Source organism: Methyloprofundus sedimenti (assembly GCF_002072955.1).
GTDB classification, from domain to species: Bacteria; Pseudomonadota; Gammaproteobacteria; order Methylococcales; family Methylomonadaceae; genus Methyloprofundus; species Methyloprofundus sedimenti.
Map to the genome: position 1 here is coordinate 1,633,448 of NZ_LPUF01000001.1, position 24,683 is coordinate 1,658,130.

The window sequence follows — 24,683 nt, forward strand, 5'->3', positions numbered from 1 at the left end:
AGTTTGATATTAAGGGCTTATTTGACAACATCAAGATGACAGAGACGAGTTAAACCGAACCTGCCGTGTTTAAAATTAATGACACTTTGTACTAACGGACGCGTACAATGAAGTACTTGTATTATAAATAAAGAGGAAAAGATGAAAATATTAAATTTTATAGTTATTTTATTAAGCTTATCAACATTTGCAGGCGTTGTTAATGCCGCTATTCCTCTTGAATCAGATAATCAAATTCTAGGAAGCTGGAAACTCGACACGACCAAACAGTCCGCTACCAGCAGTGAACTCATTGAACGTGAAGATACCTGGACATTTAAAAATGGCACTGTGACAATTACTAATATCCCTCGTGATGGCGGCTATTATGATCAATCACCCGTCAAATATGTTATCGAGGATGGTAAATTAAAAGTTTCGGTACTTGGCAGGGCTGGTAAATTTGAAATATTTTCACTGGAAGAAAGAGGCGAAAATAATATGGTATTAAAAGCTAAATATGGAAATATTTATCAGTTCACTAAAAAGTAAGTCGTTCTATTACTTCAATATTGTTAGCGCGCAAGCCAAATCGTAGCCTGAATTAGCTAGTATCGCGGAGCGGTATAACTGGTATAACTGCCATCCAGCTGTTGACAATTCGGTCTTTGCGTTGTGTGAAGAGAGTAAGTGGGCAAAAGCAAAAGTGCAAAAAACTCCCGGTAAGCTACCCAACAGGGAATAGCGGTTACTGGGAGCCAATACGAAATCAGAAGTAAACGCCAGCCAAAACGATCACTTAAACGCAAGTGAAACTTTATAAAGCGGGGGTAACAAAGAGATAATGCATCCGCGACCTCCGAAACTCCTATTCTCATCATAATTTGTTATTGTATTGAAGGCAGGTAGACTGAGAAAAAGGGGATTATCTTAGACAATGAATAGTTGCTGCAGCTGTTGCGAAAAATAGCTATGCGCTTATGGTCTTTAAAATCAAAGCAGTGATCAACAGTTGACAGTAAACAGGCATTGATTCTGACGATGCTGCAAAATTATTGAAATTTCACCAGGATGTCGATGTTCACATTTTAGTCGATATATTTCAGCAAAAAGCAGGTTGTTCACTAATTCTTGATGCCTCTTATTCCGGGTATACGACTTAACAACATTGCTTCTTCGGCAATAAACTGTTATTTTTCTATTCTGTCACTCGCACGACTACAGTGCTAGTAATTACTATTTGAGGCAGATGTGGCATTTACTCCTGAACTAAACGAACGCTCGCAACAATTATTAAAAACTCTGGTAGAGCGCTATATCCATGATGGTCAACCTGTCGGTTCGCGTGCTTTAGCAAAAGATTCTGATTTAAAACTAAGTCCTGCCACCATCCGCAATGTGATGGCTGACCTTGAGGATCTGGGTTTGATTCATTCGCCGCATACTTCGGCTGGACGAGTGCCAACGGTGAGTGGCTATCGTTTTTTTGTGGATACTTTATTATCCGTTAAACCCTTGCAAGACCAAGAGCTTGATTTACTGCATGATGGTTTCAGCAACCAGGAAAATGAAGATGTGGTCGGCATGGCATCTAAATTATTATCCGAAACATCGCATATGGCCGGCGTGGTCACATTACCGCGTAAAGACCTGGTCTGTTTGCGGCATATAGAATTTTTACCTTTATCCAACACGCGCGTGCTTGTTATTTTTGTGACTAACGAGCATGAAGTGCATAACCGGATAATTCATACCTCAAAAAAGTTTTCTGTTACAGAATTGCAGCAAGCTGCAAATTACCTTATTTCTTTATATACGGGGCGCAGTCTTGCCGCAGTTCGTGAAGCTGTAGTTAAAGAGTTACAGCAAGATCAGAAACGCGTCAATCAAAGTATGCTGGATGCCATTAATATGGCGCAGCTGGCTTTCAGCAATGATGAGAAGAAAGAGGATTATATTCTATCCGGAGAAACCAATTTGATGGGTTTTTCTGAGTTGTCAGATATGGATCGCTTAAAAGGATTGTTTGATGCTTTTAGCCAGAAGCGTGGCATTATTCATTTACTAGATAAATGTCTGGAAGCCGATGGTGTACAAATCTATATAGGCGAAGAGTCAGGTTATCAGGCTTTTGATCGCTGTAGTCTGGTTACATCTTCCTATTCAATCAATAATGAAGTCGTTGGCGTGTTAGGTGTCATAGGGCCAACGCGGATGGCTTATGAGAAAATTATTCCTTATGTCGATGTCACGGCAAAATTATTGGGTGCTGCCTTGAAAACCAAGTCTTGAATAGTGAGTAAGTATCCCCATGATAAAAGAATCTTTTTACAATGAGTTAATAATATTTTCTGGAGTACGATAAATGAGTAAAGATCAACCATCCCCGGAGTCTCAAGCAGCTAGCGATTTGATTGAAGGCCTTGCTGAACTTGATAATGAGGAAACTGCAGAGGCAGTTGAAGTACCAGAGTCCGAAGATGCAGAACTTTCTGTAGAAGAGTTAAAAAAACAATTGGCAAAAGCTGAAAAAAAAGCCGCTGATAACTGGGATAAAGTCTTGCGAGTTCAGGCGGAAATGGAGAACCTGAAAAGACGCACACAAAAAGACCTGGATAGCGCACATAAATATGGCCTGGAAAAATTTGCCAAGGAATTGCTCAGTGTGATTGATTCACTGGAATTAGGTATACAAGCTGCGACTAGTGATGTGCCTGAAGTTGTCAAATTAAGAGAAGGCAGTGAATTAACCGTTAAACAGTTTGAAGCAGTATTTGCTAAATTTAATATTGAAGCAATTGACCCTATCGGCCAGCCGTTTAACCCGGAATTCCATCAGGCAATGACTATGGTGCCAACGGCGGATGCAGAGCCAAATACTGTCATTAATGTATTTCAAAAAGGTTACGTTTTGAATGGCCGCTTAATACGCCCTGCAATGGTAGTGGTTGCCCAGGCTATCGCATAAAATAATTCATTTTGAAAAGTAGGCTTGAAATAAAAATTAACAACCACATATCAGATTTAACTTTTAAATATATAAACCTTTTTGGAGCATTCAATGGCTAAAATGATTGGAATTGATTTAGGAACGACTAACTCTTGTGTTGCCGTTCTGGAAAATGGTAAAGCGCGTGTTATCGAAAACAGCGAAGGCGCACGTACTACACCTTCTATTATTGCATTTACTAAAGATGACGAAGTCCTGGTAGGTCAATCGGCTAAACGTCAGGCTGTAACTAACCCTGAAAATACTTTATTTGCGATTAAGCGTCTTATCGGGCGTCGCTTTAAAGATGATGTGGTACAAAAAGACATCAAAATGGTGCCTTATAAAATCATTGAAGCAGAAAATGGTGATGCCTGGGTGGAATGTCATGGTAAAAAAATGGCTGCACCTGAAGTTTCATCTCGTGTATTGATGAAATTAAAAAAAGATGCGGAAGCATTTTTAGGTGAAACAGTTACAGAAGCGGTTATTACAGTTCCTGCCTACTTTAATGATTCACAGCGTCAGGCAACTAAAGATGCCGGTCGTGTTGCTGGACTTGATGTTAAACGTATTATCAATGAGCCAACTGCGGCGGCTTTGGCATTTGGTATGGACCAGGTGCCAGGTGATTCTACAATTGCAGTGTATGACTTAGGTGGAGGTACTTTTGATATTTCCATTATTGAAATTGCAGAAGTGGAAGGTGAGCACCAGTTCGAAGTACTAGCCACTAACGGTGATACTTTCCTCGGTGGTGAAGATTTCGATTTACGTATTATTGATTATCTGGCTGCAGAATTTAAAAAAGATAATGGCATTGATCTACACAATGATCCATTAGCGTTACAGCGCTTAAAAGAGGCAGCAGAAAAAGCGAAAATTGAACTTTCTTCAGCAGAACAAACTGATGTCAATTTACCTTATGTGACTGCTGATGCCACAGGACCTAAGCATTTAAATGTTAAATTAACACGTGCTAAATTAGAATCTTTAGTGAGTGATTTGATCGATCGCACTAAAGGTCCTTGTGAAATGGCATTAAAAGATGCAGGCTTATCAGCTAAACAGATTAATCACGTTATTCTGGTCGGTGGTCAATCACGTATGCCGAAAGTGCAGGCTATGGTACAAAGCATCTTCGGCAAAGAGCCGCGTAAAGATGTTAATCCTGATGAAGCGGTTGCCTTAGGTGCAGCGATTCAGGCAGGTGTATTAGGTGGTGATGTTAAAGACGTTTTATTATTAGATGTTACGCCTCTGTCTCTGGGTATTGAGACTATGGGCGGTGTAATGACTAAGCTTATCGAAAAAAATACGACGATTCCAACTAACGCATCACAGGTATTTTCAACAGCTGATGATAATCAAACAGCGGTTACGGTACATGTATTACAAGGTGAGCGTGAAGTAGCATCGGGCAATAAATCATTGGGACGTTTTGATCTGGCTGATATTCCACCTGCACGTCGTGGCATACCGCAGATTGAAGTAACATTTGATATTGATGCCAATGGTATCTTGAATGTTTCTGCAAAAGATAAAGCAACGGGCAAAGAACAGTCGATTATCATTAAAGCGTCGAGTGGTTTATCGGATGATGAAGTTGAACGCATGATTAAAGATGCCGAAGCTCATGCAGAAGAAGATAAAAAAGTTACTGCATTGGTTTCTGCACGTAACACTGCGGAAAGCATGATTAATGCGACTGAAAAATCGATTGAAGAGCTCGGTGAGCAAGTCACTGCTGAAGAGAAAACTGCGATTGAAGCTGCCATTACGGAACTTAAAGAAGCGATCAAAGGCAACGATAAAGACGCTATCGAAGCGAAAACTACTGCATTAACTGAATTATCAGGAAAATTGGCTGAGCGTGCGTATGCACAGCATGCAGGCTCTGAAGAGTCTGCTGCTGATGCTGGCGAGCAATCTGCAGCAGATGTTGACGATAGTGTTGTTGATGCAGAGTTTGAAGAAGTAAAAGACGACGATAAAAAATAAGTTTTTTACATCGATGTTTTAATAATGAAAACGCCTCGTCACGGGAAGAATCTGTGCCGGGGCGTTGTTGTAAGTATATAAATGCTAGCTTTGTGGTTTGGCTTTATTTTTAAGAGAAAAATATATTATCGACGATAATTATTATTTCTTAATATCTTGAGGCATATTTTCTGCACTTCGCTTGAAAGTCCTGTAAGGCACAAAGCTTATTTAAATAGAATTTTAACAGGGGTTAAGCCCTGGCAATGTTAGGGTGTGGACTGAACAATGGCAAAAGAAGATTTTTATAAACTACTGGGTGTGGGTAAAAACGCAAGTGATGCGGAAATAAAGAAGAGTTATCGCAAGATGGCTATGAAGTATCATCCGGATAGAAATAAAGAAAAGCCAGAAGAATCTGAGAAAAATTTTAAACAGATTAAAGAAGCATATGAAATTTTATCCGACCCACAGAAGCGTTCAGCGTATGACCAGTTCGGTCATGCAGGCGTGGATAATTCTATGGGCGGTGGTCGTGGCGGTTTTAGTGGTGGTGCTGAAGGCTTTGGCGATATATTTGGTGATGTTTTTGGCGATATTTTCGGCGGTGGTGGCGGCCGTCAGCGCAGTAATGTGCAGCGTGGTGCGGATTTACGTTATAACCTGGAACTGACTCTGGAAGAAGCTGTCGCAGGTACTGAAGCTAAAATCAGAGTACCTGTACTGACTACTTGTAGCGAATGCAACGGCTCAGGTGCCAAGAAAGGTTCTAGTCCGGTAACTTGTTCAACCTGTCAGGGCCATGGGCAAGTCAGAATGCAACAAGGCTTCTTCTCAGTACAGCAAGCGTGTCCTACTTGTCATGGCAGTGGCCAGCAAATCAAAGACCCTTGCCATCAATGTCATGGACAGGGGCGAGTACAGGAAAACAAAACCTTATCTGTAAAGGTTCCAGAAGGTGTTGATACCGGAGATCGTATTCGTCTGAGTGGCGAAGGTGAAGCTGGTGCAAATGGTGGCCCATCAGGAGATCTATATGTACAGGTGCAAGTAAAAGATCACCCAATTTTTACTCGTGAGGGAGCGAATTTATATTGCGAAGTTCCAATTAGTTTTCCTGTTGCCTGTTTAGGCGGTGAACTTGAAGTACCTACCTTAAGCGGTAAGGTTAAATTAAAAGTCCCTGCCGAAACACAAACAGGAAAATTATTCAGATTACGAGGTAAAGGTGTTAAGCCAGTACGTGGTGGGTCAGTCGGTGATTTGATGTGTCGTGTGCAAATTGAAACACCGGTACGATTGACCAAAGAGCAGAAGGTTTTGGTCGAGCAATTTCGTGAGACATTATCCACCGGGGGCAAGCACCATAGCCCACAAGAGCATACCTGGATCGATGGTGTAAAAAGCTTTTTTGATAAATTAACAGGATAATACCTATGATCAGAGTCGCAGTTGTCGGCGCTTCGGGGCGTATGGGCTTATGTTTGATTAAAGCTGCAGAGTTAGCCAAAAAAACTACCTTAAGTGTAGCCATAGCGCGTAGTGGAAGCAAATCCTGTGGTAAAGATGCGGGTAACTTGGCTGGTATTGGAAAGCTTGATGTTAGCATTAATGATGATCTGGCCGGTGTGCTGGATCAGTTTGATGTACTCATTGATTTCACACGTCCAGAGCCATCTATGCAATATATAGAGCTGTGTCGCCAGGCCGGGAAAAAGATAGTAATTGGCACAACGGGTTTTACCGATGCGCAAAAAATGCAGATCGCTGCGGCAGCTAAAGATATCGCTATTGTTCTTGCACCCAATATGAGCGTAGGGGTTAATCTTTCACTAAAATTGTTGGAGATGACTGCGAAGGTAATGGGAGACTATACCGATATCGAGGTCATTGAGGCTCATCACCGACATAAGGTTGATGCCCCGTCAGGCACCGCTTTACGTATGGGAGAAGTGGTTGCTGAGGCGTTAGGACGCGATCTAAAGGATTGTGCTGTTTACGGGCGCGAAGGTGATACCGGTGAACGTGATCGTAAAACTATCGGTTTTTCCACTATTCGCGCTGGCGATATCGTTGGTGAACATACTGTTATGTTTGCCGATGAAGGCGAGCGTGTGGAAATTACTCATAAAGCGACTAGCAGAATGACATTTGCCAATGGCGCGGTTCGTGCCGCAGTCTGGCTGGAAGCGCAAAAAAATGGGCTTTATGATATGCAGGATGTTTTAGGCTTGAAGAACCTCTAGTCATACTTTGCGTGAGTTTGAACTGCCACTTTCTGGTATCTGGCTTTTTTGCCGATAGAGGGGCATTGTTGTGAAAACAGCGACATGGCCTGTTTTGCACATGTTTTAGTGCCATGCTCTTGAGCAAAAGCAGCGCTCTATTTGCCCGTACTAGTAAAACTGCGCGTAGTATAAAAAAGTGAGTAATATCTCACTTTGAAAAAATCAAACGGTCAGTTTTTCAAAAACTGGCCGTCAAAGAATAAAAAAAAGGGTATCAATTGATAGGAGCTATGTTAAAGCGATTTAGTTTGCTTGCTATTACTGTCTGAGACCTGTGCCTGAGCAAATGTTGCCATTTGCTTATGTAAAGCACAGGCTGAACGTAATAAGGGAATCGCAACCGCTGCTCCGCTTGCTTCACCCAGGCGCATATTAAGATTTAACAGTGCTTTGGCTTGTAACGCTTGTAGAATTAATTGGTGACCTTGTTCTTGCGATTTGTGTGCAAATATTAGCCAGGGTTTTATATCAGCATTAATGCGTGTGGCGATTAAAGCAGCAACACTGCAGATAAAGCCATCCACCAGAATAGGTGTGCGTTGTTGCGCCGCTGCCAGATAAGCGCCCGTTAAGGCAGCTATTTCAAAGCCGCCGAAATGTTGCAGGACAGAGAGCGGCAAGTCACCTGCACTGGCATGCTTATTTAAGGCTTGCTGTATGATTTTAACCTTGTGTCGTATACCTGAGTGGTCTAATCCTGTACCTGCCCCCGTCAAGTGCTGGGCATTTATATTCAGTAATCTGCAGGCGATTGCTGTAGCACTACTGGTATTGGCAATACCCATATCTCCAGCAATAAACAGATCACTATTATCAGCAAGTGCTCTAGTTACTGCATCTTTTCCAGCCTGTAAAGCCAGCAATAATTGTTTTTCAGTCATTGCGGGCTGAGTCAAGAAGTTAGCTGTGCCTAAGGCTATTTTTTGATGAATAATATTTAACTCAGTCAATGAACTGGCAACCCCGACATCGACTATTTCAAGATGTGCCTGGTGTTGTTTTGCCAGTACACTGATAGCAGCGCCGCCATGGACAAAGTTTTTTACCATTTCAGCGGTAACTGCCTGAGGAAATGCAGAAACACCTGCATTGGCGATACCATGGTCAGCAGCAAAAATACTGATCCATACTTTATCGACACTAGGCATATTAGTTGCCTGTAGCGCCGCAAGCCGTATCGCCAGGTCTTCCAGATCACCCAGGGAGCCAGCGGGCTTAGTCAGTTGCTCCTGTCGCTTTATTGCCGTTAGTTTATAGCGTTGATCTGGCTGTGGAATAGGGTGTTGCAACCAGTCCATTGCTAATGCTTTAACGCAAGGGGTAATCCAGCTGTTACTAAAGTAACATGCGAGCAAATCTTTGCCAGTTGTTGATGCAGTTTGCCTGCTTCATCAACAAAGCGACGTGTCATTGCATCCACTGAAACAACTCCCAAACCGACTTCATTGCTGACAAAAGCAATATCTGTGTGTAAATCGGGTACTATTTCCAGCAGGGCTTGTTTTTGCTGGAGAAAAATGTCTTCCTGATATTCTCCCCGGGTATTAAAGAGAATATTGCTTAACCATAAGGTTAAGCAGTCCACTATCAGGTAATTATTGGTACTCGCATATTGCGCTAATACATCTGCGATAAGAATAGGTTCTTCAATGGTTTCCCAGTATCTAGGTCGCTCAGCCTGATGTTTGCTAATACGCTCTAGCATTTCATCGTCACCTGCTGACCCTGTTGCAATGTATATAACTTGTTTATTACTCGTTTGAGCGAGTTGTTCGGCATAATTACTTTTGCCCGAGCGTGCACCACCTAAAATTAGATGCTTCATGATTTAATCATCCTTTAAACGTACTGCCAGAACATCGCATTTTGCATGATGTAGAACCCCGTTAGCCGTCGAACCTAATAATAAAGCCAAACCATGGCGACCATGCGAGCCGACTACAATCAGGTCTGCATGCTGTTCCTCGGCAGTAGCCACGATTTCCAGTTTGGCACTGCCCATTTCCAGAAACTGTCTGTCTTCAGGAATAGACAGTTGTTTACCCAGTTCTGCCAATCGTTTCGTTGCTGCATTAATCAATTGTTCATTTAAATCAATATCAAAAGGAATAACCGGTCCGTAGGCAGCATCAGTGATGGGCAAGTTATCGACTATATGTATCACACTCAGCTTTGCGTGATATTTTGCCGCTAAATAACGTGCTTTTTGAGCCACGACTTGACCATGTTCAGAAAAATCTGCAGCTAATAAAATATGTTGATAGTTATGCATTCTAGCCTCCCTAAGTAATTCAATAATTCTAATTTAACATCTTTTGCAACAGAGTGTATACGCAGTCTAGAATTTTATGTCTGGTTTTTTTAAGTGTATATTAATATCTAATATTACCAATGACTTAAGATGCAGGGCTAATGGGAAATAAGATCCCCATGATTTGAGAGGCGCTAAATACGTATAAGAAAGCGATACCTAAAGCAAAAGAAAATGATTTGTTTAAGGCATGACGGATGATATGGGCTGTTACTAACCAGTTCCATATCATAAGTGCTAGCATTGTTAAAATAGCAAGCATATTACTAGGATCCTGATTCAGTATTGCAAGTATAGGTATCGCAAAAGTACTTATAATCGCATCAGTACCGAGCAAAGTGCTCGTAGTTTGTACAAAGCGTTGTAGTTTATTTGCAATACTTAGTATCAAAGCTGCAAAACTGAATGTAATGATAAGTTCTGTAGCAACCTGGAACAAAGCACTTAAACTATCGGAAGATAACAGTATAAGTAGATAGCTGATAAGTGCATAGGCGATAGTAGACAGACGCAAAAGTTGTTTTGAATGAGGTATTTCATGTGGCCCTTTTTTGAATAAACAGACATTGAAAAGTAGTTTTAGATATGCGTACATAGTTTTTAGAAAGCCCATTTCAAGGGAAAAAGAGGATAAGCGGAATTATATTAATTTGAAACTATTATACTGCCTTTAGAGTCAAGGGCCTGTTTAAGCGAAAAGTTATTTTGCACATTCAGTAAAGGCTCATTATATGCAGTATAATTTGCCAGAAACACATAAGGAGAAATGAATATATGCAAAAATTTTTTGTGTTACTGCTAGCCTCTTTTTTTATAGAAGTATCCTTCGCCGTTCCAGTAAAACAGCCTACAATGGCGGTACTGCCATTTCAACTTAGTCAGGTGATTGGAACAACTCACATAGGTGAGGTAGCTATAACACGGACACTGGCTGAACGAGAATTTTCTAATCAGCTAATTCAGTTTCTGGCAAAGTCCAGAAAGTTTAATATGTTGAGTCGTACCCAGATCGACAAAGTCATGGCTGAAAACCGCTTGACTGAATCATCCTGGGCAGCGCCTGGGCAAATAGAAATAATGGGTAAACTTCTGGTCGCAGACTATTTAGTCACTGGTGTTATTAACCGGCTGGAAACCAGTGCTGTGAGTCAGAATATCGCTATCACTGGAGAAACATTACCGAGGCTGGTAACAACATTCAAAAGTCAATTTCAGGTTATTCAAAGCAGCACAGGGAAAATTGTATTAGCGGATCAAGTCATTAGTAAAATAAAATTTGATGAAGTGCGCAGGGAAATTCCATCAGCAGAAAGACGCTACTGGACTGAAGCTGATTATAAAGATCTGTTATTTACCCAAGCTGCAACAGAAGTTGGAAATGTAATTCTTGCCGGGATATATCCGATAAAGATTATTGAAGTATCAAGCACTGGTGTTATTTTAAATAGAGGTAAAGGGGTGGGGCTTGAAGTAGGCAAACAATGTAAGGTGGTCCATCAAAGAGAATCCTTAATTGATGTTGATACCGGCGAGTCATTGGGAGGGTATGAAGAGCAGGTTGGTAGCATAGAAGTGACTTCGGTCGAAGAGAAGTTCAGTAAGGCAAAAATAATTTCTGGAACAGGGCGCATCCTGTATGGAGATATTTGTAGGCTATTGAATACCGGGATTAGAGAAACTGTCCCTGACTATCCCAGAGTGACTCCTGGGTGGTAAGGGCAACGTATTGCTAGATTGTATGCTTCGATGGAAGGCAGGGAGTGGCAGTATCTAATGGATTTTTTGATTTTATATCACTCAATAAGCTGTAAACTCTAGCAAATATGGATCCGCGATTTTATAAGCAGCATGTGTGCGTATTGCTCCTGATTTTTATCAGTACTTTGACTGCAGGTTGCTCTTCAATCTTTGATGCCAGAAAACAGAAACAACCCTATATCAATACTTATTATTCAGGGAATGTAGCACTTGCAGCTAAGGACTTTACTAAAAAAAGTGAGGCTAGATCCGGTACCGGTGATGAATTAATGTGGTCGCTTGAAGCAGGAACCGCAAATTACACTGCTGGTGAATACCAGACCAGCATACGCGAGTTCGAACAATGTGAAGCGCTGATTCAGGGTTTTGACCGGCGGGCCGTCATCAATGCCAGAGCAGCCGGTTCAGAAATTGGTTCTGCCCTGACTAATCCAAATGCTCTACCTTTTCAAGGCATGTATCTGGACAGAGTCATGCTGAATGTCTATAAAGCACTGAATTATTTTGTACTGAATAACCCTGCCGATGCACAAGTTGAATTACGTAGAATGCGTGAAGCGCAAAAGCAAGTGGTCAAAAAATTTGCTGATGAAATTCGTAACAGCCAGAAAGAAATAGAGGCACAAGTACAAAAAAACCAGCAACAAAGCCGGTCTTTGGGTAATCAAAATACTCATATAGCTTTTAGTACCTTAGTAAAAAATCCCGCTGTTAATGAGGCCTACACCAGCTCAGCCAACAAAGCTAATAAACTCTATGGGAATCTATCCAATCCCTTTGTAAGTTATTTTTCAGCTTTAGGTTATTTAATTGAAAATAATTATGGCGAAGCGCTAGTAGATGTGCGTAATCTGTATAGAATGAACCCGGACAATCAATTGATTCAAAGAGATTATGTAAGTATTGCAAAACGAATAGGCAGTGAAATACCCATACAGCTGGCAAATATAGAGCCTTATGCATACCCGCTTAATAGTAAAATAGTATATTTTATTTTATTTAATGGCAGCGCTCCTGCGCTAAAACAGGAAAAATTTCAAATAATTCTACCCTATGTAGGTTATACCGGAATAGCATTTCCCAGATACGAGTATTTTCCGGTTTTATTACCGGGACTGGATATTGATTACACTTATAATAAACAACAGCAAACTTTGAGAACAGAACAGGTTGCGGATTTCGATGCCATCATGTCTCAGGAATACCATGATAAACTGCCATCGATGATTACCAGACTGGTTGTTTCAACCCTGACCAAAGAGCTGGCTAGTTATGCAATTGTCCATGCTACAAAGCATTCTGATAGCAATTATGGCAGGAACAACAATGCCGAGATTCTCGCCTATATACTGACAGGGATCTATAAGTTCACGTTTAATACCGCTGATACCAGAGGCTGGGAAACCTTGCCCAAGGAAGTGCAGGTAGCCCATGTGCCTATGCCGGATGATGGTGTATTAAAAATCAGCCCGACAGGCTCGACAGGGCTGGTTAAAGAGATAGCATTAAAACAAGATACTAATATCGCGATCGTCTATATTCGAGCCTTATCTGCAAATAAACTGATTTATAAGTTGATTGAATTACAATAAGTTTTCTAAGCTTATAAAAATGCATTTTATATGCCCTTTAGGATCTGACTAAATATGATAAAAATTTATATTATTACGCTAAGTTGTCTATTGCTTTTTGGTTGCCAGGCGACAGTCAATACAGTCGAAAATGAACAAAAAAGTATGCAGGTTGAAGCAGTAGATACCACCAAAGTGTCAACCGATACATTTCTTAAAAACCGTCTGGAAATCGTTGGTGTTGATAAAAGAGAGCTGGACGGCGGATTATTCAAAGTACAGGTTACTGCGCGGAATGTCAGAACCGGATTTTGGGCGCAGTTGGTATCCTGGTTTATGGGAGATAGCCCCTATCAGATTGCCTATCGTTTCACATGGCTGGATATTAATGGAATGCAGGTTGATACTGCTACCAGCACCTGGATTCCAATCATGGTGATACCTGGTGATACGGTCAGGTTAAATGCAGTTTCTCCAAACCCCAGATGTAGGGATTTTACTTTGAGCATTAGAGAAAATGAAGCAGCAAGAAGTTAGGGTCGGCGCCTTAAATTGAAAAATATGGCTTGTAAGAATATAGGAATAATAATGAATAAAAAAATAATTTCACTGATTGGCGTTATCGGTACAGCGTTTTTTTTGACAGCCTGTGGTACTTCACCAGCTCGCATAGATGCGACCGGTAATGAAGGTTTGGTGACAGTCGATGAAGTTGATTTTAAGGACTGGCAAATTGCTGCTGAAAAAGGCATTAATTCTTTACTGGAATCGGGTGTGCTAAATCGATCAGACGGACGTAAAACTATATTGATGATCAGCACTGTAAAAAATGCCACAACACAGCATATCAATACTCGAATTCTTACTGATAAAATCAGACAGGCATTGTTACGTTCCGGAAAAGTGCTCACCACTACTGCTGTCGGTGGTAATGGTCCTGATGATGCGGCCAGCAAACAGGTACGCAGACTGGAAGAAGATGATATGTTTAATCAGTCGACAGTACAGAAACGTGGTACGGCGATAGCTCCCGATATGAGTCTTTCAGGTGAGATTGTACAGCAGACCAGTTCACTAGGTAGAATGCGCGAATCCTACTTTTTCTTTCATATGGCTCTAACCGACCTGACTACAGGTTTGGCTGTCTGGGAAGATAATGTGGAAATTGCAAAGCAAGGCAAGCGGCCATTGCTGGGCTGGTAACTGAAGGAGCAGACATATCAAATAATTATACACGCCGGCAGGACTCATAAACGCTGGGCAATGACTTTTCACTACAAAACATGAATATTTCTCATAATAGAGATTTCTTCATTTATAGACGAGAATGACGACTTTTTTTATAAATTCAAACAATCAATGAAGAAAATATTTAATAAAAGCTTTATCACTAATTTTCTTGCGGCAGTTATTATTGCTGCAGGGTATTTTTCACCTGTCTATGCTGATCTCATTAAAGCTATTGGTTTTTTTGCCTTGTCGGGTGCCCTGACAAACTGGATAGCGATTCATATGTTATTTGAAAAAGTACCTTTTTTATATGGCTCAGGGATTATTCCCAATCGCTTTGAGGAGTTTAAAGGGTCTATTAAGCATTTGATGATGTGCCAGTTTTTTACTGTGGAAAATATTGAGCATTTTATTGAAACTGAAGAGCAGGAAGGCGAGAAGGTATTGAATCTTGAGCCTTTATTGGCGGCTGTTGATTACGATCGCATTTTTGAGAGTTTAATTACTTCGATTATGGAATCTTCATTTGGAGCGATGTTACAAATGATGGGCGGTGAAGAAGCATTAATTCCATTAAAAGAGCCATTTACGGCTAAAATGCAAGTAACTTTAACAGAGATGGTTGAGTCAGATAAATTTAAGGCCGCTTTAAAACAGGGCCTAAATGCACATCAAATTGGTGAAGATATTATTAGTAAAATTGAAACTGTGATTGATAAACGCCTGGCTGAATTAACTCCGCAGACAGTTAAAGAAATGGTACAGCAAATTATCCACGAACACCTAGGCTGGTTAGTCGTCTGGGGTGGTTTGTTTGGTGGTATTATGGGCGCAGCTTTTTATTTTGTTTAGACTTTTGATGCTTTGTACTGCATTCAGTTGTAAGCAAAAAAATCATAAACTATTCCTGCAGTTGTTTAAGTGCCAGTATTTGTGCGGTAAAGAAACTTAAACGATCTTCTAATATTGATGACAGATAAAAATTGAGCCCTTTATCTTTTTGGGCTAATTTTATTTGCATGATGGCTGCATCTGTTTGACCTATGGCATACAAGTATTCAGCCATATAACGATGCAAATTGACATTTTCGCCCAGGTCGCCATAGGCTCTGGCAAGCAACAGGTAGTAGTTGGGATAATTTTGATAACGGTAATCAATTAATCTTAGGTGTTGCAGCGCAAGCTTGGGTTGCCTGGATCTTAATAAAATTGAAATGTATTCAAACTGATATTCTGCATTGTCCGGGTACTGTTGTTGCAGTTGTAGGTAGCGTTTTTTTGCGCTTTCGAAATCTTGTTGATTAACGGCTACCTGAGCTAAAGCCGTTAAGTATTCTCTTTGTTTGGGGTAACGCTGGTTAAGGCTCGAAAAAATTGCTTCTGCTTCGGCAAACCGTTGTTTTTTTATAAAAGTGAGTCCTAATCCATATTGTATGGCAGCACGCTGTTCTGCAGTGCCTTGATCTAATTTACTTTGAAAATAACGCACTAAATCATCCTGATTTGTATTTTCTGAGTCTATGCGTAGTTTTGCCTTTATCAGGCGATAGTTTTGTGAATCCGGGGTTTGGCGATAAGGGTATTTTTCCGCTCGACCTCGAGTGTCAGATATACGTGATGAGGTAATAGGGTGAGTTCTTAAGAATTCAGGGGCACCCTCACCGTAATAGCGGCTAGCATATTGCAGTTTTTCAAAAAAAGCAGGCATGCTGCGCGGATCAAAACCAGAGCGTTCTAAGGTCTTTATGCCGATTCTATCTGCTTCTTGCTCATTATCACGAGTAAAGTCAATTTGCATTTGTATACTTCCAGCCTGTATGGCTGATAATGCTCCAATACCTACTTCAGGAGCTTGCGTTGCAACAACAATAGCTGCAATCATGGCTGCGGCGGCTGGTAATGACATGCGGCTACTTGCTTCATAAGATCGGTAGATATGGCGTTGGGTGACGTGAGCAATCTCATGAGCCATAACTGAAGCGAGTTCGCTTTCTGAATCGCTATTTAAAATAAGTCCTGAATTGACGCCTATATAACCGCCTGGCCCCGCAAATGCATTGATATCATCGGATAAAACTACAAAAAAATAGAATTCTTGTGTAGGGTTGTCACTATTAGAAACCAGCGTTTGGCCAAGCGTTTGAATATAGTGTTGCACATCTGGATCAAGACTAATATCCAATTGTGAGCGTATATTGCGAAAGAAAGACTCACCTAGTATTTTTTCCTGGGCAGGGGAAATCAGAGTGCCCGTTGAATCTCCCATGTCGGGTAGTTGTAGCTCATCAGCCGTGCTGGCAGTGCTTAAAAATAAATTGAGAGTAAGCAAAGCAAAAAGCAATGGATATTTATTTAGCTTCATCAAGTGATAGACTCATTTTCTCATTTTAGGATAGGATTTTTTGAGATTACTATATTTAAGTGTAATCGTCATTATTGTGTATGATATTGTACTCAATGTTAATTTATCTTTCTTGATTCAAAGCGATTAATAATGAAATACACCATCCAGATCAACTCTAGTCCCTACCAGTCTAATAGCACTGAAACTGCATATCAATTTATTAAAAGTACTTTAGACATGGGGCATGAAGTGTTACGCGTGTTTTTTTATCAGGAGGGGGCGTATCATGCGTTTCGCTTTGCAACTCCGCCCGATGATGAAGTGCAGATAGTTAGTCGCTGGAGTGCATTGGCACGTGACTATGATATAGATCTAGTCGTGTGTATTTCTGCTGCACAACGGCGCGGTTTGTTAGCAAGTAATGAGGCTAAACGTCAAGGAAAAGTAGATAATGATGTTGCTGATGGCTTCCGTATTGCTGGTCTGGGGCTGTGGGTTGAAGCAATACTGGAAGCTGACAGGTTTATTGAATTTGGTTAAAGATCAGGCAGAGTTGAATTTATTTCATTATGGTGGGCTTAAAGTTAAAGTAGCGGACTTCGGTCCGCTCAGAAATGCTATACATTATTTAGAGTTATGCATATCTATACTGGCAGTCTGTATTAGCTGGTCAGCCTGGGCCGCATCATTACGCAGAACTTCTATGTTGTGTAGATAGTCATCATCAATATCACCTGTAATATAATGATGATCAAAGCAGGAGGTATCAAAATGTTTAATGTCAGTATTCCCTTTGCGCACCGAGTCGATTAAGTCTTGCAAATCCTGATAGATCATCTTGTCAGCACCAATGGCGGCACAGACTTCTTCATCAGTACGGTTGTGGGCAATAAGTTCATTGGCTGCAGGCATGTCAATACCATACACATTGGGATAACGTACAGCAGGCGCAGCAGAAGCAAAATAAACTTTTTTAGCACCTGCATCCCTTGCCATCATGATGATTTGTTCTGATGTGGTACCGCGTACAATCGAATCATCAACTAATAAAACATTTTTACCTTCAAATTCCAGGCCGATTGCATTCAGTTTCTGACGCACTGATTTCTTGCGCATTTGTTGCCCAGGCATAATAAAAGTTCGGCCTATGTAGCGATTTTTTATAAATCCCTCACGGTATTTAACGCCGAGTGTATGTGCCATTTCCATGGCTGAAGTACGACTGGTATCAGGAATCGGGATAACTACATCAATGTCATGATCAGGCCATTCTTTGATAATTTTCTTTGCTAATTTGTCGCCCATACGTAAACGCGCTTTGTAGACTGAGACATTATCAATGATTGAATCAGGGCGGGCAAAATAAACGTATTCAAAAATACACGGGCAATGGTCAATAATCTCAGAACATTGTTGCGTATGCAGTTTTCCGGATTGTTCAATAAATACGGCTTCCCCGGGTGCTATATCACGGATAAGTTCAAACCCCAAGGCATCAAGAGCAACACTTTCCGAGGCTATCATATATTCGGAGCCCAGTTCAGTCTTGCGTTCGCCAAAGATGATAGGACGGATGCCGTGTGGATCTCTGAAACCTATAATACCAATACGTGGAATCATTATGACAACAGCATATGCACCTTTACAGCGCCGATGTACACCTTCAACGGCTTTAAAAATATCATTTTTATTGAGTTCTAATTTACCCAGTTGCTGCAATTCGTGAGCAAAGATATTTAATAGCACTTCAGAATCAGAATTGGTATTCAGATGACGTTGATCTTGAATGAATAGCTCTTTTTTTAATTGCTTTGTGTTAGTCAGGTTACCATTGTGAGCCAGAGTAATTCCAAAAGGTGAATTGACATAAAAGGGTTGAGCCTCGGATGAGCTGGAGCAGCCAGCCGTTGGATAACGCACATGAGCTATGCCCATATTGCCTTTTAGCTTGACCATTTGTTCTGCAGTAAAGACATCACGAGTTAAGCCATTATCTTTGCGTAAATGTAAGCGTCCGTTTTCACATGTCACAATTCCTGCCGCATCTTGCCCTCTGTGCTGTAGCACAGTTAATGCATCATAGAGATCTTGATTTACATTTTGATGGGAAACAATCCCCGCAATACCACACATGTTTTTTCCTGGTTTTATATAAGTTATTGAAAATTTAAATAGTCTGCAATACCTTCAGGTATATGTGTTTTTAACCAGACTGCTAATAGTTGAAAATGCGGTAGCAGTTGTGATTTTTGCCACCATGAACTTTCAGGAACAGGAGTTAAGCCAGCTAACATGACCAACAGAATAATGATTATACCCCCTCGAGCTATACCAAAAATCAGACCCGCTAAGCGGTCAGTTCCAGTTAGTCCGGTATTTTTAATTAAGGCACCGAGTAATTTATTGATAATTGCGCCGACAATTAAAGTTAATATAAACAGCAATATAAAAGCTGTCGCAATTCTTGCATTAGCGTGGGTTATAGTGCTTTCAAAAAAAGTGGCAAAGGGGAGACAAAAATTAAAGCCCACCCAGGCGGCTACGCCCCATATAACCAGAGCAAATGCCTCTCTAATCAAGCCTCTGAAAAGACCTATTATTAGTGAAATACTGATTAAGCCAATAATGGCATAGTCTATCCAGATCATTATTATCTCTATTCAGAAATCAGTAGAGTTTTTACTTTATACTGTACTTCGAGTTGCTGCTGGGTTTTTAATGCAACTTTTTCATCTAATTCCGGACCAACACGTAGTCGATATAAGGTACCTTGATCAGTGGTCACTGAATCTACGTAGGCGGTAAACTTACTTTTACGCAATTTATCCCGAAACTCAATAGCATTTTGTTCCTGACTGAAGCTCCCTACTTGAATGATCCAGCTTTTAAGACCGGTATTTTCGGCTGATTGATTAATGCTTTCGGCCTGCAGATTAACTTGGGCAGGTATAGGTTTTGACAAGACTTGATCCGTTGTTTTGGGGATATTGTCCAGTAAAGGCTGAAAATCTTCTTTAGGTTCCTGAGGTAATGCAAGCTCATTCATGTATAAGTCAACATCTGATACCGGGTCATCAAATATCATGGGAACAAAAATGGCCGCGAGGGCAGTGATAACAATCGCTCCTACAATTCTTTGCTTTAATATAACGTTCATACTATTGTCCTCGTGGCTTGCTAAAATGTGTTAAATATTCAGAGACCAGAAAAAAAGAGCCAAAAATTAATATAATACCATGATCAGATTGTGCCTTATCTTTGGCTGCTGAGTAAGCGGCCAGGAAGTCTTTAAATCCAAAGCTTACCTGATCAATATTACATTGTTGGAAAGCATCTTTCAGCTCAGTTTCTTTAATGGTCCTTGGGTTGTTTAACGGTGAAATATACCAGTGTTTGATAAATGGTTGCATAAGACTAATAACTCCCGTTATATCTTTATCATTCATCATGGTGAAAATGGCATGTACCGGGGTTTTCTGAAACTCGCTCTGTAAATGATCGGTTAAAGTCTGAGCTGCTTGAGGATTATGGCTGACATCTAATAAAACCGGGGGATCAGACTTAATGAGTTGAAATCGTCCCGGTAGATTAACGCTGCTGAGCCCTTGTTTGATCGCTTCTTCGCTGACAGATAGTTTAGCCTGCAAATTCTCAATGGCAGTCAAAACAGAGGAAGCATTTCTATATTGATGTTCGCCTTTTAAATGAGGTGCAGGTAAATTGTTTAAATGTTTATTACCGTACTGCCAGTTCCAGCTGGTCCCATTTTTGTGATAAGTAAATTCATGCCCAAGGCGTAATAGCTTCGCATTAATATTCAGAGCATAGTCAATTAAGGAGTTGGGTGGGTCCAGGTCACCTATAATAGCCGCTATATTAGTGCGAAACACACCTGCTTTTTCATAAGCAATCTCTTCGCGAGTCTCGCCTAACCAGGAGGTATGATCTATGGATATGGTAGTGACGATAGCGGCATCGGAATCAATAATATTGACAGCGTCAAGACGGCCACCCAGACCTACTTCTAATAATTGTATATCAAGATTTGAACGGGAAAATATATCTAAAGCAGCCAAAGTTCCAAATTCAAAATAGCTCAGCGAAATATTTTCTCTCACCGCCTCTATGCGCTCAAAAGCAGCACAGATTAGTTCATCACTAACAGCGACAGCATTAATTTTAATACGCTCGTTATAATCAATAATATGAGGAGAGGTGTAGGCACCCACTCTTAAGCCCTGAGCAAGATAAATCGCTTCCAGAAAAGCGATGCTGGAACCTTTGCCGTTAGTGCCCGCGACTGTGATGGTGGCAGGCTTTTTAAGCGCAGAAATATTCAGGGCATTAAAAACCTGGGTTACTCTGTCCAAGCCTAGATCAATACTACGTGGATGCAGGTTTTCTTGCCAGCTTAGCCAACCTTTCAGGGTATCAAAATGCATAATAAAAAATGATTATCAAGCAGAGTAGTTTTATGCCTTCCACACTAAGAGTACATCATAATTAGCATATATCTTTACACCAAGACCAGTGTTGTAAGGTATTAAAATAGAATGTGTGAAAATCGTATTAAGTAGCAGCGTTTGCGGTAAGAATTGTTAAAATAGAGCTGATTTTCTTACGCATTTCACGACGGTCAATAATCATATCAATAGCGCCATGCTCTTGTAAAAACTCACTGCGCTGAAAACCTTCAGGTAATTTTTCACGTACCGTTTGCTCAATGACTCGTGGCCCGGCAAAACCGATGAGCGCCTCGGGTTCAGCAACGTTTATATCACCTAGCATTGCCAAACTGGCTGATACACCACCCATCGTGGGGTCGGTCATAAAAGAGATGTAAGGGATGCCTGCAGTAGACAGTTTTGTCAGTGCTGCACTGGTTTTAGCCATTTGAAATAAGGAGAATAATGACTCTTGCATACGGGCACCGCCACTGGCCGTAAAGACAATAAAGGGCGCCCCCGTCTCCAGGCTTTTATTCACACCGCGCACGAATTTTTCTCCTACAACAGATCCCATTGAGCCACCCATAAAGCCAAAATCAAAAGCAGCCACAACGACAGTTTTACCTTCCAGAGTTCCACTCATGACTACCAGCGCATCATTTTCTTTAGTCTTTTTCTGCGCCTGGGTAATGCGGTCTTTGTACTTTTTACTGTCTTTAAATTTTAAGGGATCCAAAGGCTTCAAGTATGCAGCAATTTCTTCACGATCCTCTGTATCAAGAAATAGATCTAAACGTCGTCTTGCTCCAATGCGCATATGGTGATCACATTTAGGGCAAACATTAAAGTTCTTTTCCAGTTCACTATTATACAAAATTGCATTACAGGAAGGGCATTTGTTCCATAAACCTTCGGGGACTGCAATCTTCTTGCTGTCATTTTCTTTTTTTATAATAGTAGAAGGGACTAATTTTTCAAACCAGCTCATGTGTGCTCCTTTTTTAATCTTGATTATCCATGGCAAGACGCATGGATTTTAATAACTCGATAATTTCTTGTCTAGCGACTTCAGGGGCAGATAAGTTCGCCTCAATTTTACTAATTAATGCACTACCGACAACGACAGCATCACCAAGCCCCGCAATAACTTTAGCAGTCTCGGCATCTTTTATTCCAAAGCCAATGCCTACAGGCAACTGCGTGTTTGCGCGAATATCGATTAATTTTCTTTGTACGTCTGAGGTGTCCAGGTGGCCAGCACCAGTAATCCCTTTTACAGAGACATAATACAGAAAGCCGCTACCGACTAAATTCATTTTTTTAATTCTGTCAGTGCTGCTATTCGGGGCCAGCAGAAAAATCTGGTCAATATTATGTGAATTCAGCAAAGCAGCACATTCGTGTGCTTCTTCAGGGGGTAAATCAACAGTCAAAACGCCATCTACGCCTGCATTTTTAGCTGCTTGCGCAAAAGCCTCATAACCCATTGCTTCGACAGGGTTTGCATAACCCATCAAAACAACTGGAGTGGATTGATTGCTGGTTCTGAATTCGCTAACTATCTCAAGCGTACGGCGTAAACTCATTTCATGTTCTAAAGCACGCTCGCTGGCACGCTGAATAACCGGGCCATCAGCCATAGGGTCAGAAAAAGGTACGCCCAATTCGATAATGTCTGCACCTGCTTCAGCCATGGCATGCATCATGGGGACGGTGAATTCTGGATTAGGATCGCCTGCAGTAATAAAAGGAATCAGCGCTTTGTGTCCCGATTTTTTAAATTCGGCAAATTTAGTCGCTAAACGGCTCATATCTGAACCCCTTCATGATTTGCAATGGTCTGCATATCTTTGTCACCACGACCGGATAAATTCACAATTAAAATTTCATCTGATTGCATCGTCGGTGCTAATTTCATCGTGTAAGCCAAGGCATGACTAGATTCCAATGCAGGAATAATTCCTTCCATGCGTGTCAATGCATAAAAACCTTCTAAAGCTTCTTTGTCAGTGATACTGACATATTGTGCGCGGCCTATATCTTTTAACCAGGAGTGCTCAGGGCCTACTCCCGGATAATCTAAGCCTGCAGAAATAGAATGTGTTTCAATGATTTCGCCGTCATCATCTTCCATTAAATAAGTGCGGTTGCCGTGTAAAATTCCGGGACGACCGGCACATAATGGCGCAGAATGACGACCGGTTTCAATACCATCACCCGCGGCTTCCACACCAATCATTTTGACATCAGCATCATCAATAAAAGGATAAAATAAGCCAATTGCGTTAGAGCCGCCACCGATACAGGCAATCAGTGTGTTAGGTAATTTTCCTGTTTGTGCCAGGCATTGTTGTTTTGCTTCACGGCCGATAATGGACTGGAAGTCTCTCACCATCGCCGGGTAAGGTGCTGGGCCTGCGGCAGTACCAATAATATAAAAGGTATTGTCAACATTGGTAACCCAGTCTCTGATGGCTTCATTAAGTGCATCTTTTAGTGTTTTTGAGCCTGATTCTACCGCGACGACTTTAGCACCCAGCAATTCCATGCGGTAGACATTTTGTATTTGTCTAGCTACGTCGACCGCACCCATGTAGACCACGCATTCTAAACCTAAGCGCGCGCAAACAGTGGCAGTTGCAACACCGTGTTGACCAGCACCAGTTTCAGCAATAATACGCGTTTTACCCATACGCTTAGCCAATAGAATTTGGCCAATGGTATTGTTGATTTTATGTGCACCGGTGTGATTTAAATCTTCACGTTTAAGATATATTTGTGCGCCACCTAATTCACGACTCCAGCGTTCTGCGTGATATAGCGGCGAAGGCCGTCCTACATAATGTTGAAAATCCTTATCCAGTTCAGCCAGGAAATCAGCATCGACCATGTACTTTTTGTAGGCATCATTGAGTTCTTCTACCGCAGGAATTAATGTTTCTGCGATAAATAAACCGCCATAAGGACCAAAATGTCCCCGTTCATCCGGCATATTGTATGAATTAGTTGTTTCTGTCACTTAGGCAAACCTCAGTTAAAAATGCTGCTATTTTATTATTATCTTTTATACCCTTTGCCGTTTCTACTCCACTACTCACATCCAAAGCATAGGGTTTAACGTGTGTGATTGCATCGCGTACATTGTGTGCACTTAATCCACCTGCAAGAATAATAGGTAAATTACAGTGCTCAGGGATTAAATCCCAGTCAAATTGTTCCCCTGTGCCCCCTTTTGCCTTGGTATGATAGGCATCGAGCAATAAGCCTCGGGCATCATGGAACTCAGTTGTTAAAGCGAGTATGTCTACATCAGGGCGCATTCTGAGGGCTTTTATATAAGGCTTGGCGTACCGACGGCACTCTTGAGCTGACTCATCACCATGAAATTGCAATACATCAATCGATACCTGCCCGATGACCTCTCTAATCTGTATTTCAGATGCATCAACAAAAAGTGCGACCACCGTAGTAAAGGCAGGCAATGCAGCAATAATTTCCTGAGCTCTAGCAATACTGACATTCCGGGGACTCGCTGCATAAAATACCAGGCCTATCGCGTCTGCACCTGCATAGGCAGCATAAGCTGCCTGATCAGCAGAAGTAAAACCGCAAATTTTGACCCGTGTTCGTTTCATTCTGTGTATAAAATCATTAAGCAATAAAGCCGACTAGAATACCATATTGAAGGACTCTCTTGAAGAGGAGAAATGGCTAGTTAGATAGATTTAAATATGTTCCTAAAAAACCGCCAATGATCAAAAGATAGACAGTGTTGGGTTAGCAAG

Annotated in this window: 25 protein-coding genes; 12 read left to right on the forward strand and 13 right to left on the reverse strand. The window is 41.2% G+C overall.

Features of this window, described 5'->3' with window-relative positions; genetic code table 11:
• Positions 1-141 precede the first annotated feature (141 nt).
• The 6 genes from AU255_RS07225 (at position 142) to dapB (ending at position 7,194) form a co-directional block, all read left to right on the forward strand.
• Positions 142-531 (forward strand): lipocalin family protein, encoded by a 390-nt coding sequence (locus AU255_RS07225; RefSeq protein WP_080522241.1) that lies wholly within the window; start codon positions 142-144, stop codon positions 529-531.
• Positions 532-1,230: 699 nt separating this feature from the next.
• Entirely contained in the window at positions 1,231-2,271 is a 1,041-nt protein-coding gene (hrcA, locus tag AU255_RS07230) for a heat-inducible transcriptional repressor HrcA (RefSeq protein ID WP_080522242.1), read from the forward strand.
• A 73-nt stretch (positions 2,272-2,344) separates the two neighbouring features.
• Positions 2,345-2,947: a nucleotide exchange factor GrpE gene (grpE, locus tag AU255_RS07235; protein WP_080522243.1), complete on the forward strand. Its 603-nt coding sequence runs from the start codon at positions 2,345-2,347 to the stop codon at positions 2,945-2,947.
• A 93-nt stretch (positions 2,948-3,040) separates the two neighbouring features.
• Positions 3,041-4,969: a molecular chaperone DnaK gene (gene dnaK, locus AU255_RS07240; protein WP_080522244.1), complete on the forward strand. Its 1,929-nt coding sequence runs from the start codon at positions 3,041-3,043 to the stop codon at positions 4,967-4,969.
• A 267-nt stretch (positions 4,970-5,236) separates the two neighbouring features.
• Positions 5,237-6,379, forward strand: a complete 1,143-nt coding sequence (gene dnaJ / locus AU255_RS07245) for a molecular chaperone DnaJ (RefSeq protein ID WP_080522245.1) — start codon at positions 5,237-5,239, stop codon at positions 6,377-6,379.
• A gap of 5 nt (positions 6,380-6,384) precedes the next feature.
• Positions 6,385-7,194, forward strand: coding sequence for a 4-hydroxy-tetrahydrodipicolinate reductase (gene dapB / locus AU255_RS07250; protein ID WP_080522246.1), 810 nt, complete (start codon positions 6,385-6,387; stop codon positions 7,192-7,194).
• A 275-nt stretch (positions 7,195-7,469) separates the two neighbouring features.
• On the opposite strand, the gene cobT is transcribed toward dapB, so the two are convergent.
• The 4 genes from cobT to AU255_RS07270 form a co-directional block, all read right to left on the reverse strand.
• Positions 7,470-8,534, reverse strand: a complete 1,065-nt coding sequence (cobT, locus tag AU255_RS07255) for a nicotinate-nucleotide--dimethylbenzimidazole phosphoribosyltransferase (protein WP_080522247.1) — start codon at positions 8,532-8,534, stop codon at positions 7,470-7,472.
• A gap of 2 nt (positions 8,535-8,536) precedes the next feature.
• Positions 8,537-9,061: a bifunctional adenosylcobinamide kinase/adenosylcobinamide-phosphate guanylyltransferase gene (cobU, locus tag AU255_RS07260; protein WP_080522248.1), complete on the reverse strand. Its 525-nt coding sequence runs from the start codon at positions 9,059-9,061 to the stop codon at positions 8,537-8,539.
• Between the two features lie 3 nt (positions 9,062-9,064).
• On the reverse strand, positions 9,065-9,508 hold the full coding sequence (locus AU255_RS07265; RefSeq protein ID WP_080522249.1) for a universal stress protein: 444 nt from the start codon (positions 9,506-9,508) through the stop codon (positions 9,065-9,067).
• Positions 9,509-9,632: 124 nt separating this feature from the next.
• Positions 9,633-10,160, reverse strand: coding sequence for a hypothetical protein (locus AU255_RS07270; RefSeq protein WP_143735885.1), 528 nt, complete (start codon positions 10,158-10,160; stop codon positions 9,633-9,635).
• A gap of 161 nt (positions 10,161-10,321) precedes the next feature.
• Between AU255_RS07270 and AU255_RS07275 the strand changes: the two genes are divergently transcribed.
• The 5 genes from AU255_RS07275 (at position 10,322) to AU255_RS07295 (ending at position 14,958) form a co-directional block, all read left to right on the forward strand.
• Positions 10,322-11,263: a CsgG/HfaB family protein gene (locus AU255_RS07275; protein WP_080522251.1), complete on the forward strand. Its 942-nt coding sequence runs from the start codon at positions 10,322-10,324 to the stop codon at positions 11,261-11,263.
• Positions 11,264-11,370: 107 nt separating this feature from the next.
• On the forward strand, positions 11,371-12,897 hold the full coding sequence (locus tag AU255_RS07280; RefSeq protein ID WP_080522252.1) for a COG3014 family protein: 1,527 nt from the start codon (positions 11,371-11,373) through the stop codon (positions 12,895-12,897).
• Positions 12,898-12,951: 54 nt separating this feature from the next.
• A complete protein-coding gene (locus AU255_RS07285; RefSeq protein ID WP_080522253.1) occupies positions 12,952-13,413 on the forward strand; it encodes a DUF1425 domain-containing protein in 462 nt (153 codons plus the stop codon).
• Positions 13,414-13,464: 51 nt separating this feature from the next.
• Positions 13,465-14,079: a penicillin-binding protein activator LpoB gene (lpoB, locus tag AU255_RS07290; RefSeq protein WP_158083077.1), complete on the forward strand. Its 615-nt coding sequence runs from the start codon at positions 13,465-13,467 to the stop codon at positions 14,077-14,079.
• 156 nt (positions 14,080-14,235) lie between these two features.
• Positions 14,236-14,958, forward strand: a complete 723-nt coding sequence (locus AU255_RS07295) for a DUF445 domain-containing protein (RefSeq protein WP_080522255.1) — start codon at positions 14,236-14,238, stop codon at positions 14,956-14,958.
• Between the two features lie 49 nt (positions 14,959-15,007).
• Here AU255_RS07295 and AU255_RS07300 read toward each other — a convergent pair whose 3' ends face one another.
• Entirely contained in the window at positions 15,008-16,468 is a 1,461-nt protein-coding gene (locus AU255_RS07300) for a M48 family metalloprotease (RefSeq protein WP_080522256.1), read from the reverse strand.
• 132 nt (positions 16,469-16,600) lie between these two features.
• On the opposite strand from AU255_RS07300, the gene tusD reads away from it, so the two are divergent.
• Complete coding sequence (gene tusD / locus AU255_RS07305) at positions 16,601-16,990, forward strand: sulfurtransferase complex subunit TusD (RefSeq protein WP_080522257.1); 390 nt, start codon at positions 16,601-16,603, stop codon at positions 16,988-16,990.
• An 84-nt stretch (positions 16,991-17,074) separates the two neighbouring features.
• On the opposite strand, the gene purF is transcribed toward tusD, so the two are convergent.
• The 8 genes from purF to AU255_RS07345 form a co-directional block, all read right to left on the reverse strand.
• On the reverse strand, positions 17,075-18,583 hold the full coding sequence (gene purF, locus AU255_RS07310; RefSeq protein WP_080522258.1) for an amidophosphoribosyltransferase: 1,509 nt from the start codon (positions 18,581-18,583) through the stop codon (positions 17,075-17,077).
• Between the two features lie 23 nt (positions 18,584-18,606).
• Positions 18,607-19,098 carry a CvpA family protein gene (locus AU255_RS07315; RefSeq protein ID WP_198942560.1) on the reverse strand — a complete coding sequence of 164 codons (492 nt, stop codon included), beginning with the start codon at positions 19,096-19,098 and terminating at the stop codon, positions 18,607-18,609.
• A gap of 8 nt (positions 19,099-19,106) precedes the next feature.
• Positions 19,107-19,607 (reverse strand): SPOR domain-containing protein, encoded by a 501-nt coding sequence (locus AU255_RS07320; protein ID WP_080522260.1) that lies wholly within the window; start codon positions 19,605-19,607, stop codon positions 19,107-19,109.
• A gap of 1 nt (position 19,608) precedes the next feature.
• Positions 19,609-20,892, reverse strand: coding sequence for a bifunctional tetrahydrofolate synthase/dihydrofolate synthase (folC, locus tag AU255_RS07325; protein WP_080522261.1), 1,284 nt, complete (start codon positions 20,890-20,892; stop codon positions 19,609-19,611).
• A 127-nt stretch (positions 20,893-21,019) separates the two neighbouring features.
• Entirely contained in the window at positions 21,020-21,886 is an 867-nt protein-coding gene (accD, locus tag AU255_RS07330) for an acetyl-CoA carboxylase, carboxyltransferase subunit beta (RefSeq protein ID WP_080522262.1), read from the reverse strand.
• A gap of 13 nt (positions 21,887-21,899) precedes the next feature.
• Positions 21,900-22,709, reverse strand: a complete 810-nt coding sequence (gene trpA, locus AU255_RS07335) for a tryptophan synthase subunit alpha (RefSeq protein ID WP_080522263.1) — start codon at positions 22,707-22,709, stop codon at positions 21,900-21,902.
• Positions 22,706-23,890 (reverse strand): tryptophan synthase subunit beta, encoded by a 1,185-nt coding sequence (gene trpB / locus AU255_RS07340; RefSeq protein ID WP_080522264.1) that lies wholly within the window; start codon positions 23,888-23,890, stop codon positions 22,706-22,708. Before trpB ends, trpA begins: the two co-directional genes overlap by 4 nt.
• Before the next feature lie 10 nt (positions 23,891-23,900).
• Positions 23,901-24,533 carry a phosphoribosylanthranilate isomerase gene (locus AU255_RS07345; protein ID WP_080522265.1) on the reverse strand — a complete coding sequence of 211 codons (633 nt, stop codon included), beginning with the start codon at positions 24,531-24,533 and terminating at the stop codon, positions 23,901-23,903.
• Between the last annotated feature and the right edge of the window lie 150 nt (positions 24,534-24,683).